We start from the raw sequence: 14264 nt of genomic DNA, 5'->3' as shown, positions 1-14264 counted from the left end.
GGGACACTGTTTTGATCTGGTTGGTATTTGATCGAGAGTGAGTTACTCCTGCAACGCAGATCCCTCAGTCGTGCAACCCAGCCGAGGGGCCGGGGTGATCTGTGAGTGCACCGATATCACGTGCGTTGGCGGCTTCGGGAGGCTGACGTCTCCGAAGTTTGCGTCCGCCAAGATCTTCTTTCCGCCGGCTTCGAGGTGCCTGAGAACGGAATCAAGGGCGTCGATAAGCCATTCATCGGTGGCGTCGGCGAGTAGTTCGTCTGGGAGGCCGCCGATTTGAGATTGGAAGATACGAACCAACCACGAGCCGGCGGGATAGGTTTCGTCCGACAGACCCTGGGCAGTGTTGGTGGCCAGTACGTAGCGGCTGTACTCGAGATCGACACGGATGGCGTAATCGCCGGCGAGGTTGACGACATTCGCCGGACGCTGGGTTGCAGCGGCCAATGCGATCAATGCGTCGTTATATGTTTTCGAGTGCTTCGACGTTAGGGGAATGATTGACCTACCTGTTCGAGGTGGCCGATGCAGGGCAGCACGGCATGGGAATTAAACGTCCGTTGCCGTTGCTTGACGAAGAACTGATACAGATACTATCCCAGCGGTCCGGACAGGATGCTGCCGGCCGCCAGGCCACCATCTCGCGCTGACTCTGGCGCACGAACCGCCGGTTAGTCGAGAGTCGATCGATGCCGGACGATGACGTCGCGAGCGAGGTCTGCGACCTTGATATTCATGTTCTGCGAAGTCTTCTGAAGAATCTCGAACGCGGCGTCGCTCGGTACCCCGTGTAATCCCATCAGTAAACCGACGGCCTGGCCGATTTCACGGCTACCGGCCAGGCCTCGCCGTAGCGATTCGGCATCCTCTCCTCGAGACAATGCGGTGACTGCCACAGACGCGAAGGAGACCAGGATGATTGCCAGGTCGGCAATGTCCTCCGAGAATGCTCCGGGTGTATCCGAGAACAGGTTGAGAGCACCGATTTTGCGTCGGTCGACGAGTAGGCGGAACCCCATGCTTCCCCGAATCGGCGTCTTCGAAAGAGCTTTCCGAGCGAACTCGGGCCACTGGTTAGGAGTGCGAAGATCGGACTCGAGCTGCGGTGATTCGGTTTCCAGCGCGTCGAGACACGGACCTTCGCCGGTGGCGCGCTCCAAATCATCTGCGAAAACGGCGATCTCGTCACTCGCGGCAACGGTGACGGTGGTGTTTCCGCGACGCAGCATCAAACTGGCATGGTCGCAACCAGGAATCAGGTTGACAGCGGCCGAACAGATTGCGTTGTACACGTCGGCATCGTCCGTCGCGGAGTAAAGGATCTCGGCCAACGCCGCAAAAACTGTTGCGGGTTCTGTCGGGGCTTTGTCTGGCCAAGACATCGTGTGCACCTCGGGGTCTGCTCATTCCTACCTACATCGAACGGTAGTAGATCCTACTTTCTCGTCGTCAGCAGCTATTTGTGGCTCGATATATTCCCGGACCCAGACCGTTGAAACGGTGTGAACTACGACCCGACGCCGGTGGAGAAGGAGTCAACCGATGTCATCTGGGTCTATGGACGAGTTGACGGCGGGTCGGAGTTGCCCTGCTCTGTGGGGGAACCACGGCGCACTTGCCGTTTGTATCTTGCAGCGGTCGCAAGTAGGTAGCGCTCGGCTGCCGTGTAGTCGGTGGCTGTGCCGTCACGCTCGTTACCTGGTGTTATCAAGTCAAGATATCGGCGCCGGATGCTTGCTGCGTCAGGCTGCGTCCGGAGGAATTCCACCGCGGCGATGATCTCTGGGGCTGGCGGGATTTTACTACGGTCCGTCGTTCCTGCCGGGGGAGTGGAACCCTGCCTCTCCCCACCAGTGCGCGCGTTCATCGCGAAGTCGCTTTCGTGTTGACGAGGGTCAGATCACCGTCGTAGTAGTCGAGAACTCGGCGATCCATGAGCCACCTCCACAACGGGGGTATCCAAGCGCAGACAATCATCACTGCGTATCCCGCCGGCAGTTGGGGTGCTGCCGGACTACTTCGCAATGATTGGTATCTCAGGAGTGGGTTGGCGTGATGATCACTGTGACGTTGAAGTTGATAAAGGAACACATTGCTGACGATGTGATCACTGTTCCAACTGTCCTCCGGTCGGACTTTCATAAAACTGCCGTCTGATCTGCGCTTGCGTAGCAGTCCGTAGTGTTCGATGTAATTTGCCGCCTCCAGAAATGAGATCCCGGCGATCGCTTGGAGTGCTAGCCAAGGGGCGATCTGCCAGCCGAACACAGTGATCAGTCCACCGAATAGGACGATGCTCATCGCCGATGTCTGAAGGATGCTGTTCTGCACACCCCAGGTGAGTTTTCCGCGTCGTCGCACTCGTGCTGTCTCGATCTTCCAACTCGATTTCACTCCACCGATCACACTGCGCGAGAGGAACATCCAGAATGATTCGCCGAACCGAGCGCTGGCTGGATCGTCCGGCGTTGCCACTCGGACATGGTGCCCGTGATTGTGTTCGACGAAGAAATGCCCGTAAAACGATTGTGCGAGGACGATTTTCGCCAACCATCGCTCGACGGATTCGTTTTTGTGACCGAGTTCGTGTGCGGCATTGATTCCGACGCCGGCTACGACTCCGACAGTCATAGCGAGGGCGATCTTCTCGCCCGTCGCCATAGGGGCGTTCACCCAGCACCAGCACGCAAACGCCAACCCGGCATACTGTATCGGCACGAAAAAGTATGTGCACCAACGATAATAGCGATCCTTCTGCAGTGGGAGAATTGCGTAACCCGGCGGGCTTTGCCCGTCTCTACCCGCAATCAAGTCGATGATCGGAATGATCAGTACCAGAATCCATGCCCCGGTTGCCCAGAACAATCCCAAGCCTAGACGATCGACGAGAAACCAGGACAGGAATGGGCTCAGTGGAATTAACAACGCCACTGGCCACCAGTACCGTTTTCGATCCCGCCACCTGGGTAGATCAACCGTCTCGGTGACGGTATCTTTGGCGGTCATCTTGACCTCTCCGATATGTGCCGCACGGTCGCGGGTGTTCCGGTCGTTGGCTGAGCATGCAACCTGTGTACCCCTTTCCGCCGCAATGAGTTACAGAGACATACGTGCGACTGATGGGGTGGTTCCCGAGCATTCTCGGTGTCGCGTCCATCGACAGCGTCTCGTGTTGCCGGCATCTTGTGCCGCGCCGTTTCCTGCGCGTCCGTATGCGAATGTCCCCAAATGGTGAACGGTGCTGCGAGGAAATGTGCGGTCAACTCGCCGCGTATGCGGGAAATCAAGCAGAAACTTCAGGATCCGGACGACGCTTCTCTGGGCTGGACAGCAAAATAACTAGTGCTGTTCAGTTTGCTTGTGGCACTGCGCTTCCCGCGCAGTAGACTGGACGATGCGCCGTGCAGCTCAGGTCCAGTTCTGAAGAATCGCACTCGTGGCGGAACTCTTATGTGCGAGCAGGAATGCTCGACACAGACAGCGCGCCGCGCGTGCCTATCCGTCGTTCGGATCGGTTGTGGCCCTTGTATGTTCGCACCGTATGTTCGCACCGCCCCTCTTCAGACCACGTTACAGTGTCAGTCAGGTCGGTTTGGAGTTGGTGTCCGTATTTCGGAACCCGATCGACGCAGACAGTCTCGATACCGTCGGATAAGCCTTCGTTCGGTTTCTTGCGTGATGGGTCATTGAGCCTCCTGGAGTTGCATGGTCAACACTGCCCGAGGCGCGTCGTCATCTTTCTTTCGAGGTGGAGTGTGACCTCCCGTTGGAATGGGTGCCGTACCCGCATTTGATTAGTGGTGTCTCAAAATCTATACCAGCAGATGCAGATAATTGGCAACAGCTGAGGTGGAAAATTGACGTTACACCTGCGCGCTCGCACTGCACACTGTTGGACTCATGAAATCTGTGCTGGCGACGTTAGATTGAAATGCAGAGAATGTTAAGGTTGCACGGTCAACGAAGACGCCGAGGAGGATACCGTGACGTCAGAGGGTCAGGCGCGCGCGCTTCGAGGCGTTTACGGAATCTCGGTGATGGCCGAGCTTTCCGGAGTCGGGCCGCAGACATTGAGATTGTACGAGCGACGAGGGTTGCTGACACCGACTCGCACCGGAGGCGGAACCCGCCGATACAGCGAATCAGATCTGGAGACGCTGGCCCGCATCACCGCACTGATCGACGATGGGGTCAACTTGGTCGGCATCCGGTTAATACTGTCGCTCGAGGCCGAAAACTCCATCCTGGCGGCGAGGGTTGCACAGTTGAGCGAATTGACCGACGCTCCAGCCTGACCGCCGAGTTGGTTCCAGTTTCCAATGCGGCTCGACTGGAAATCATGATGGCCCGCTATAACTCTCGAACCTCCGGTCGTCAGATCGACTCTGCTGTAAGGCAGAGGATCCCGGTCGCCATTCTCTGTTCTTGCCGTGCTCAGGGTCGGGACACCTTCCCGCACGGAGAGCTCACCTGGCTTGGTCATATCACGTCCACATTCAGCCCTGGTCATGAGAGTCGGGACTTTCTTTTCTTGTGTGTGCCGTCGCAGAAGGGAGAGATGCCCGTGCCGCCGCATCGGCACAACGCAACCGTCGCCCGTTTTCGTTCGATCGGATTGCCCGCGCCATCGATCACGGTTGCAGGACCACGAACAAGTATCGGTCCGTCCGGGCACACGGTGACGGTGACCGCGCTCTTGTCGCGTTCGGTATCGGACATGGGATTCACATGACCTCCTTGTCGAGACTTGATTTCGCGGCCCGAAGGACAACGATCTCTTCGGTGCGCTGGCCCGGAGCGATGAGGCCGCGGGCCTCGAACAGTGCCGCCCGCGCGGAGAGCACGCGCCCGAAAGGGATCTCCGCGCGAGCGGCGACTTCCACGAACAATCCCTGTTCTTCCAGCATGGCCTGAGTTTTCTCGATCCCGCTGAGCACAGACTGCGCGATCAAGAGAACACCTGACTCCGTAAGCACTCGGGGTGCGTGTGTACATATCCGATCCAGCAGCACTCGCCCGTCTACGCCCGCGTCCCACGCCCGCTCCACGCCACGAGTGGGTAGGACGTCGTCGTGCGCAGGAACGTACGGGGGGTTTGAAATGACTACGTCGAAACGTTGGTCTTGAACGGGTGTAGTCAGATCGCCACGAATCACTCGAATCGAATGCCGATTCAGGATGGCATTCAACTGGGTGGTGACGACTGCGCGACGAGATATGTCCACGGCCGTCACGTGTCCGGCTCCGATTTCGGCGGCGCGCAAGCTCAGCGCCCCCGTTCCGGTGCAGAGATCCAGTACCCGTGAGTCCCGTCCGAGCCTCTCTGCAGCCAGTGTGTCGGCCAGCAGCCACGTATCTTCCTGCGGAGGGTAAACGCCTGGCAGACGCAAGAGCATCGGTGACTCCTCGAGGTTGTGCGTTCTGGTCTGATGTGGCCGCTTTAACTGAAGTAATCCTATACTCTGAACCGTCAATTATCTGCATCCACTGATGCAGATAAGCTACATTTAGACTGGATGACAATCCGATCCGAAATCAGGACTAGGCGAAGATGGCGGGAGGTATGACTGGTTACAGATCAATCAGCACGACGGCGCGGTCGATTGGCCCAGGAATGCCTATGGGCGCCGAGCGTGAGCGAAACGCTACTGCGATACTGAATGGGTCGGCGTGAAATACAGCGGAGGGTTTCCTCGATGACTGAACAACCCGGTCTTGCCGCAGGGGCCGAGCGGGAAATCGGCAGGAGGACAATCACTTACGCAGCCTCGATCGTCCTGGTTGTGATTGTGATGATAGTGGCACTTGTGGTGTTGGGTTCTCGGCGGGGCGAGTGTTTCGACACCGACGTGCTGGTCTGCTCGCGCAAGGATCGACGCCTTTTGGTGTTCTTGCCGAGCGTGACGCTCTTGGTGGGCGCCGTAGGGGCATTCTTACGAGCGTCGCCGCGATGGCATCGCACGCGCAGACTGTCCATCAGATCGTATGTCGGATGGATTCTGGTGGTGTTGGGCGTGGCGTACGGCGCGGTGTCGTTTTCCATCTTGTTCTGATCGGTCCGACAGGTAAATGGACGACAGTGTGCTGACGACTATTTTGCACATTCGACTAGTGCGCGCTCGAGTACTTCGCGATCGTCGAACACTATCTCCAGACCGTCGTAGTTCATCACGTGGTCGTTCCCGCGCCCGGCAACGACAACGATATCGCCCGCATGTGCCCTGCTTACGGCGGTCCGAATAGCATCACCTCGATCCGGAATGATAAGCACCTCTGCATGATTCGCGTGTCGCGCCCCAGTGGCCACGTCATTTCTGAGGTGTGTTGCATCGTCGCGGTACGGTCCTTCGTCGGTGACGATAACGATGTCGGCATGAGTGCCGGCCGTGCGACCCAGAGGCTCGCGTTTGCCTGGGTCCCGGCCGCCAGTGGCACCGATGACGGCAATGATCTTTCCCTTCGACAACGCGCGTAGGTAGGGAAACAAGCGGAGTTGCGCACCGGCGTTGTGCACGTAGTCGACGAATGCCAGGAAATTCTGTCCTAACTCCACGCTTTCCAATCTCCCGGGGACGGTGCCGAGATTCTCGATACCGTCGAGCGCCGCGGTGATATCGACTCCACCGATACGAAGAGCGGCAATTGCAGTCAAAGCGTTGTCAACTTGGTGACACCCCAGCAGGCGCAATCGGACCTTCCTCCGCCAACTTCCATGCCGCGCGACAAAAGTTGTTCCCGTTTGATCGGCCTCGATGTCAGTGGCGGTGACATCGGCGGTTGCACCGTGCGATGAGAAGGTCAAACGAGGAACAGTGACGCGTTCAGCGAGGGCTTTGCCGTACCGGTCGTCGACGCTGATCACCGCGCGGGCGCAACGTTCCGGTAAGAAAAGCTGGGCCTTCGACTCGAAGTATGACGTCATAGATCTGTGGAAATCCAGATGATCACGCGAAAGGTTCGTGAAGGCAGCGACACGGAAGAACGTCCCATTGATTCGGTGTAGTGCAAGTCCATGACTCGACGCTTCCATGGCGACGGCGTCGACGCGGTTGTCGACGAAAGCCGACAACGTACGTTGCAACGTGCACGCCTCGGGTGTCGTTCGCTCCGCCTCCGATACGCCGTCTGGTCCCCGAATGCAGATTCCGCTGATGATGCCGGTGCGTATTCCGGCTGCAGCTAGACCGGCTTCGAGCATAAATGCAGTGCTGGTCTTGCCGTTGGTGCCGGTAACGCCGTATACGTCGAGCGACGTGGAGGGGTCACCGTATATCCAGGCGGCCAAAGGGCCGAGGATCTTTCGGGGGTTCTTCACCACAAACGCCGGCAATATTTCAGTGGGGCGATCACTGATCACAGCCACGGCGCCCCTCTTCGCTGCTTCCGCCACAAACTCCCCACCATGGTGCTCGATGCCCGGCAGTGCCGCGTAGATATCGCCCGGGCGAACCTGACGGGAGTCCTGGCACACGCCGGTGACGACCAGGGTTCCTTGCTCGCCCAGTAGCTTGCTTTCCGCGCCAAGATATTCAGCGACCGCCGCGAGTGGCAATGTCGGTTGTCTGCTGGGTCTATTCGACACTGTGCGCATGTTGGATTACTGGGTTCGTCCTCTAGGCGGCATACCTAAGGTTTGGCATTTGTGAGTCGCGCCAAACGTCACGCAGCGCTGCGCCCCATCGAAGTCCGGTGGATCACCGATCAACCTGGTTCGCAATCGAAGACGAGGTGCGGATCGGTTCCCCGGCCATCCCCAATATGTTTGGTTACCAAAGTAACTCGTGGATTCAGTCCAACCGATGGCCGCAGGCTTTACGCCGGGAAGGGGGTGGTCGTACTCGAACACCAAGTTCGCTCGCCGAATGTGCGCACGCGCGGTTGATCAGGTCTGCGTGAGCACAATTGCCGCGCGGCGATCGCTCGGGCGATCTGTAACTTTTGAATCGCGCCCGAACGATGTACCCAATGTCGGGATCGGCTGCGGAATAATTGCCCGATGGCACCACAAGAATATTTTGTCAGTCCGATCGTGCCGATTTATGCGATTGTGCTGGTATTTTGACTGAATTGACCAGATTGCCAGACCGTAGATGAGGGTAGCGGGATGAGAAGCTTTGGTACCGCGGGTGCGTGCGCAGCGATCTTTGCCACCGCAGTCTTGATCACTACGGCGCTGTCGGGAGCGGCCGGCGCCGCGCCCGTCTTGACGCAGACGTGCGTTCCCGAGATCAATGACAACTCCATGTCACTCGATCCGGCGGTCATCGACGGCTGGTACGACGTCTCGACCGGCACACCCGGCACGAAGATCAACTCCATCGAGTCCTGGCGCACCGTCCCGGGCGACACGCTCGAGTTCCGAGCCTCGGTCAAAATTCGCGCGCATGGCAGCCCGGTCAGCGGCACCTTAAGGATCGATGGCGCGGGACTCACCGGCGACGCAGAACTCCGCTCACGTATGACATTGACCCAGGATCTGGGGATGTCCGGAACGAAGGTCACGCACGCCGACGACGGACGAGTGATTCCGGTTCGAGCAACACTCGCGTTCGACGCGTCGACTCCGAACCTCGTGGCGCAGAATCAATCCGTTGACCTCTCTGCAGTCAAAATCGTGCTGACGGGCGATACAACCGATCCGGGAACCGACTGCCCAGGCGGCGGCGGTGGCGGTGGCGGCGGGAATGGTGGTGGCGGCAACCAGGGTGGTAACGGCGGTGGCGGAAACGGCGGAAACAACGGTGGCAACCAGGGCGGTGAACTGCCCGGACGCGATGTAGGCAATCGAGTCCCTATCTCCCAGGTTCCGTCCGGGCCGATCTCGCGGTGACACAATCGTCTGGCCGTACGTTTCGGCGACTGTGCGGCGCAGCGGCGCTGACAGTGTTGTTGTGTGTCGGCGGGTGTTCGGGAGACGGTGATCAACCGGTTCGAGTGCTCGCGACCGGGCAGGAGAATTTACCGCCTGCGGTGCAGGCTGCAGTCGACAATCCGGCAACACCGACTCAACTGCGCATCGGTAACGAGGCTGCTGAAGTTCTGGCGATCAAGACAACGTCGGACGGTTCGCTGATTCCGCCGGAGGACGTGAGCAAGGTCGGCTGGTGGGCGGACTCCGCTTTTCCGGGTTCGGGCGCGGGAACCGTTGTGATCACCGGGCATATCAACGACGTGTACGCCGGTGATGGTTTCGGAAAGAAATTCTCGTCGTTGACCCCGGGATCGCTCGTGACGTTGACCGGGGAGGATGGCCACGAGTGGACGTATCGGATCGATGCGGTTGACGAGTACCGCAAGGATGGCGAACTGCCCGTCGAGCGCTTGAACCGGTTGGACGGACCGGAGACGCTTGCGTTGATCACGTGTGGGGGAGAGTTCGTGGGTCCGCCGCTGGGTTACGAGGACAACGACATAGCCTGGGCAACACGCATTCCCGATTTGTCGTAGTTGCCCGTATTGCCGCGATTATCGATATTGTTGGCCGCACTAGCTGTCTTCACAGCACTGGTGACAGTGCCCAATTGAAGGACACGAGTTTGAGTGCACTGACAGAGACTGCGAGCGCCGCGTACTTCTACTACTACCCGCTGGTGGAGAACCTCCGACAGGTGGAGCGTTACGTCACGACCGGCGTCGGTTCCAATCCGGCAGCACCGTTCAACAGCTTCTCGCACGCCCGCAAACTTGCAGGCCCGGAGGACACCTTTGTCACGATCAACAACGACACCGTCTATTCGCTTGCGCAGCTTGATCTTTCGGGTGGACCTCTGCGACTGGACGTGCCGTCGACCGGGGATCGCTATTACGTACTCCAATTTGTCGACGCCTGGACTAACAACATCGCCTATGTAGGCACCCGAGCAACGGGAAATGACGCCGGCAGTTTTCTGATCGTCCCACCGGGCTGGGCAGGGGAATCGGAGCATCCGGTGGTCCAGGCCTCGACCGACGTCGTGTCGATAGTGGGCCGAATTGCCTGCGCCGGCCCGGATGACATTCCCGCAGTGACCAAACTGCAGGATTCCCTGGTGCTCGAGCCACTCGACCCGACCGCGGCAGCGAAAGGGCTCCCGTCGGTGGACGCGAACCTCACCGACGAACTGCTCTTCTGGCAGCAAGCGCATCGCTGGTCACAGGCATTCCCTGCGCCGGCTGCGGAATCTGCCCTGATCGAGCAATTTTCCGGTCTGTGGTCTTCGGATGTCGACAGCGATGACCTTCGCGTGTGGCACGCTGAAGGCGTCGCCAAGCTCGAGGATGCCACCAAACACGGCCAGGCTCCGGTCTTCAACGGGTGGACAGTGGCGCTGCACCTCTTCGACTACAACCTCTACAACCTCGGCCTCGGAACAATCGAGGACGACCGGTGGAAGATCCTCGACGAGAAAGTGCGCATCGTCGAAAGGGCGATTGCGTGCCGCCTGGGGTTATGGGGAAATCACGCCTACGAAGCGGTGTATGCACAAGCGTTCACCGACGTGACCGGAGCGCCACTGATCGGCGAGAACACCTATCTCATCAACTTTCCGGAGAAGCCGCCCGTCGGTGCATTCTGGTCGATCACGCTCTACGACATTCCGCGCTACTACCTGGTCGACAACCCGATAGACCGGTACTCGATCGGCGACCGCACCGCCGGAATCCGTTACGACGCCGACGGGTCTTTCCGGATCACCATTTCGAACGCCGAGCCGACCGACACCACGGCGCGAGCAAACTGGCTGCCGGCGCCCGACGCCGCGTTCAGGCTGGTACTCCGGCTCTACATGCCCGGCGAGGCGATTCTCGACGAAACATATTCCTACCCTCCGGTGGAGAACGTGAGCATCTAGGGCGAGTAGTCGCGGAGAAGCGCCGGGGTCGTCGTTGGTAAACTTCGACCTCCGGCGTTCGCGTGTATTCGTGGATGGTGTCGAAGCCTCAAAAGGAGTTTGTACCGTGGTTGACCTTGCCTATGTCATCGCTGGATCCGAATCCACCGGTGGTGCCGGCTTACAGGTCGACCTCAAGACCTTCCAGGCCCGCGGCGTCTACGGCATCGCGACTACGACGTGCATCGTGTCCTTCGACCCGAAGAACAACTGGGGCCACCGCTTTGTCCCCATCGCGCCCGAGGTGATCGCCGACCAGATCGAGGCAGCAACGTCGGCGCACGATCTCGACGTCGTGAAAATCGGCATGCTGGGTACGCCCGCGACCATCGAGGTTGTTGCCGAGGGACTCCGTCGTCAGTCGTGGCGGCACGTGGTTCTCGATCCGGTTCTGATCTGCAAGGGTCAGGAGCCCGGAGCGGCGCTCGATACCGATACGGCGCTGCGCGATTCGATCCTGCCCCTCGCAACTGTTGTCACACCCAACCTCTTCGAGGCGCGCACCCTTGCCGGTATGGACGCGATCTCGAGCGTCGACGAACTGATCGAAGCGGCGGGTCGCATCCACGATCTCGGACCGAAGTACGTTCTGGCGAAGGGCGGCGTGGAACTGGCCGGCGACGACGCCGTCGACGTGCTGTTCGACGGAACCGATGTGACGGTTCTTTCTGCTCCCAAGGTTGGCCAGGAGCGCGTCTCCGGCGCCGGTTGCACCCTTGCTGCCGCAGTGACTGCAGAGCTCGCAAAGGGCGCTGACGTGGGAGAAGCTGTGGCTCTGGCAAAGAAGTTCGTGACCGCAGGCATCGAGGCCCGGGTCTCGGCGCACACGCCGTTCGACACTGTGTGGCAGGGCGCTTTCACCGGATAGGGGATCTGAGGCTCGCCCGGCCTGGCAGGATCAGACGGGTGAGCACAGCAAACCTGAACCGAAGCGAAGTCATTCTCCGATCGTCCGCGGTATCGGTCACCGGTTATCGGGTGGAGTTGGATCTCCGCTCGGCGGTCGACCCTGCTGTGTCGACGTTCAGGACAATCACCACGATCGACATGACATCGACCGTGGATTCGACGTGGCTCGATTTCATCGGTAGGTCGGTCGAATCGGTCGAGGTGAACAGCCGTCGAATTGCTGTCGAATACGACGGCGCGCGGATCGCGCTGAACGGACTGTCGGATGTGAACGTCGTCCAAGTTGTGGCGCTCGCGGAGTACAGCCGCTCCGGTGAAGGTCTGCACAGATTTGTCGACGACGCCGACGGGCAGACGTACCTGTACACGCAATACGAACCAGCGGATGCGCGTCGGGTGTTTGCGTGCTTCGAGCAGCCGGACATGAAGGCGCCGTTCACCTTCGTGGTGACAGCACCGCAGTCCTGGGAAGTGCTGTCGAATCAGGTTCCGGTGCAGACGGATTCGAATGCCGCTGGCAGCAAGACCGTCACTTTTGCTCCGACGCTTCCTATTTCGACGTATATCACGGCCGTGGCAGCCGGTCCGTACCATCGAGTGAGCTCGGCATGGAGTCGCGGCGACCTCACCGTCGAACTGGGCGTTCTGTGCCGAGCGTCGCTGGCCCGGTATCTCGATGCCGACGATGTGTTCGAGGTGACCCGGCAAGGCCTCGACTTCTATGCCGAGGCCTTCGATTACCCGTATCCGTTCGGCAAGTACGACCAGATATTCGTTCCCGAGTACAACCTCGGCGCAATGGAGAATCCGGGGCTCGTCACCTTCACCGAATCGTATGTATTCCGCGGCAAAGCCACTGCCGAGCAGTACCAGCGCCGCGCGAACACAATCCTGCACGAGATGGCGCACATGTGGTTCGGCGACCTCGTGACCATGGTGTGGTGGGACGATCTGTGGCTCAAGGAATCGTTCGCCGATTTCATGGGATCGCTTGTCAGCGTCGAGGCAACGCGGTTCACCGACGCCTGGGTGGCGTTTGCGATCAAGCGAAAGGCCTGGGCGTACTTGCAGGATCAGTTGCCGACCACACATCCGATCGTTGCCGACATCGTCGATCTGGAAGCGGCGAAGCTGAACTTCGACGGTATCACCTACGCCAAGGGCGCGAGCGTTCTCAAGCAACTGGTGGCCTTTGTCGGACGGGACGCGTTTTTCGAGGCATCACGGAAGTACTTCCGGGCGAACGCTTTCGGTAACACTCGGCTAGTCGATTTCCTGGACGCCTTGAGCGCGACGTCAGGGCGAGACATGCGCGACTGGTCACGTGCTTGGCTCGAGACAACGGGTGTGTCGACATTGACGTTCGAGGCCGGGGAATTGGTGCAGACCGATCCACGACCGCATCGCCTGGCAGTCGGGGTCTACAACTACGGCGATACCGGCGACCTGGTTCGCACCGCCCGCATCGAGGTTGACATTTCGGCGGAGCGCACACCGATCGACGTTCCGGCGGGACCGCTGATCCTGCTCAACGACGACGACCTGACGTACGCGAAGATTCGGCTCGACGCCGCGTCGCTCGCCACCGTCGAATCATCGCTCGAGCGTGTTGTCGATCCACTGGCGCGTGGATTGATTCTGTCTTCGCTGTGGAACTCCGTGCGTGACGGTGAGCTGTCGGTATTCCGGTATCTTGCGGTGGCCGAACAAAGTGGCCCTTCGGAACCGGACCTGGCGATTCTCAGTTCGATCACCGCTGACGCGCAGTTCGCGATCGTGCATTACGTTCCGAGCGAACTGCGCTCCAGCGCGGCGGCTGGGTGGTTGGCGACGGCGTGGAAGGCGATGTTCGAGAGCGAACCGGAATCGGGCCGCCAGTTGGCCTGGGCCCGAGCCTGTGCCGCTGCGGCTGCGCTCGACGATTCGCGGGCCGAAGCGTTGCGTGCCATTCTGCTCGGCGAGAGCCCCGGCCCGATCGGGCTCGCTCTCGATCCCGATCTGCGGTGGTCGATGTGGATTGCTCTGGCTGCCACAGGCTTTGCCGAACCGAGTGACCTCGACCGCGAGTTGAGCAGCGACGGCACATCAGCCGGCAAGATCGCCCACGCTCGCGGACTTGCGTCATTGCCCACCGCAGCGACCAAGGAACGTGTCTGGCAGGCCGCAACCACAGACGTCACACTGTCGAACGATCATCTCGACGCCATGATCGGCGGCTTCAAAGCCGGCGTCGACTTCACGCTGATCGAGGGCTACTCGTCCGACTATTTTGCTTCGCTGCGCACGTGGTGGTCAGGCCGCAGCATCGAGATTGCGCGGCGACTGGTGAACGGCTTGTTCCCGGCGTCCGGGGATCTGAGTGCGGTCGATCAGTGGCTCGACGCGAATGCCGATGCGCCGGCGTCGTTGCGGCGGTTGGTGCTCGAGAAGCGCGACAACCTGGCTCGGGATCTTCGGGTTCAGGCGTTCAACCGCGGACTCTGA

Annotated in this window: 13 protein-coding genes; 7 read left to right on the top strand and 6 right to left on the bottom strand. The window is 59.9% G+C overall.

What is annotated here, in order from left to right; all coding sequences use genetic code 11:
* Positions 1-42 precede the first annotated feature (42 nt).
* The 3 genes from V2B23_RS04040 to V2B23_RS04030 all read right to left on the bottom strand — a co-directional run bounded on the left by V2B23_RS04040 (position 43) and on the right by V2B23_RS04030 (position 3006).
* Positions 43-456, bottom strand: coding sequence for a hypothetical protein (locus tag V2B23_RS04040; RefSeq protein ID WP_430949120.1), 414 nt, complete (start codon positions 454-456; stop codon positions 43-45).
* Positions 457-671: 215 nt separating this feature from the next.
* Complete coding sequence (locus V2B23_RS04035) at positions 672-1382, bottom strand: GAF and ANTAR domain-containing protein (RefSeq protein WP_430949119.1); 711 nt, start codon at positions 1380-1382, stop codon at positions 672-674.
* A 481-nt stretch (positions 1383-1863) separates the two neighbouring features.
* Entirely contained in the window at positions 1864-3006 is a 1143-nt protein-coding gene (locus V2B23_RS04030; protein ID WP_430949118.1) for an alkane 1-monooxygenase, read from the bottom strand.
* A 977-nt stretch (positions 3007-3983) separates the two neighbouring features.
* Between V2B23_RS04030 and V2B23_RS04025 the strand changes: the two genes are divergently transcribed.
* Positions 3984-4295 (top strand): MerR family transcriptional regulator, encoded by a 312-nt coding sequence (locus V2B23_RS04025; protein ID WP_430949117.1) that lies wholly within the window; start codon positions 3984-3986, stop codon positions 4293-4295.
* Between the two features lie 211 nt (positions 4296-4506).
* On the opposite strand, the gene V2B23_RS04020 is transcribed toward V2B23_RS04025, so the two are convergent.
* Positions 4507-4719 (bottom strand): CDGSH iron-sulfur domain-containing protein, encoded by a 213-nt coding sequence (locus V2B23_RS04020; RefSeq protein WP_430949186.1) that lies wholly within the window; start codon positions 4717-4719, stop codon positions 4507-4509.
* 5 nt (positions 4720-4724) lie between these two features.
* Positions 4725-5396: a HemK2/MTQ2 family protein methyltransferase gene (locus V2B23_RS04015; RefSeq protein WP_430949116.1), complete on the bottom strand. Its 672-nt coding sequence runs from the start codon at positions 5394-5396 to the stop codon at positions 4725-4727.
* Between the two features lie 300 nt (positions 5397-5696).
* Here V2B23_RS04015 and V2B23_RS04010 point away from each other — a divergent pair, with 300 nt between their 5' ends.
* On the top strand, positions 5697-6053 hold the full coding sequence (locus V2B23_RS04010; protein ID WP_430949115.1) for a hypothetical protein: 357 nt from the start codon (positions 5697-5699) through the stop codon (positions 6051-6053).
* Positions 6054-6091: 38 nt separating this feature from the next.
* On the opposite strand, the gene V2B23_RS04005 is transcribed toward V2B23_RS04010, so the two are convergent.
* Positions 6092-7582, bottom strand: coding sequence for a UDP-N-acetylmuramoyl-L-alanyl-D-glutamate--2,6-diaminopimelate ligase (locus tag V2B23_RS04005; RefSeq protein ID WP_430949114.1), 1491 nt, complete (start codon positions 7580-7582; stop codon positions 6092-6094).
* 522 nt (positions 7583-8104) lie between these two features.
* Between V2B23_RS04005 and V2B23_RS04000 the strand changes: the two genes are divergently transcribed.
* From V2B23_RS04000 to pepN, 5 genes are all read left to right on the top strand, one after another.
* Complete coding sequence (locus V2B23_RS04000; RefSeq protein ID WP_430949113.1) at positions 8105-8830, top strand: hypothetical protein; 726 nt, start codon at positions 8105-8107, stop codon at positions 8828-8830.
* Positions 8827-9447 (top strand): class F sortase, encoded by a 621-nt coding sequence (locus V2B23_RS03995; RefSeq protein WP_430949112.1) that lies wholly within the window; start codon positions 8827-8829, stop codon positions 9445-9447. Before V2B23_RS04000 ends, V2B23_RS03995 begins: the two co-directional genes overlap by 4 nt.
* Before the next feature lie 89 nt (positions 9448-9536).
* Entirely contained in the window at positions 9537-10832 is a 1296-nt protein-coding gene (locus V2B23_RS03990) for a DUF1254 domain-containing protein (RefSeq protein ID WP_430949111.1), read from the top strand.
* Positions 10833-10938: 106 nt separating this feature from the next.
* Complete coding sequence (gene thiD / locus V2B23_RS03985) at positions 10939-11739, top strand: bifunctional hydroxymethylpyrimidine kinase/phosphomethylpyrimidine kinase (protein WP_430949110.1); 801 nt, start codon at positions 10939-10941, stop codon at positions 11737-11739.
* Positions 11740-11777: 38 nt separating this feature from the next.
* A complete protein-coding gene (pepN, locus tag V2B23_RS03980; RefSeq protein ID WP_430949109.1) occupies positions 11778-14264 on the top strand; it encodes an aminopeptidase N in 2487 nt (828 codons plus the stop codon).

Origin of the sequence: Rhodococcus sp. 24CO (assembly GCF_050586165.1) — a bacterium.
GTDB lineage: Bacteria > Actinomycetota > Actinomycetes > Mycobacteriales > Mycobacteriaceae > Rhodococcus_F.
The sequence above is the reverse complement of the archived record's forward strand: the minus strand, read 5'-3'. Positions and strand labels throughout refer to the sequence as shown.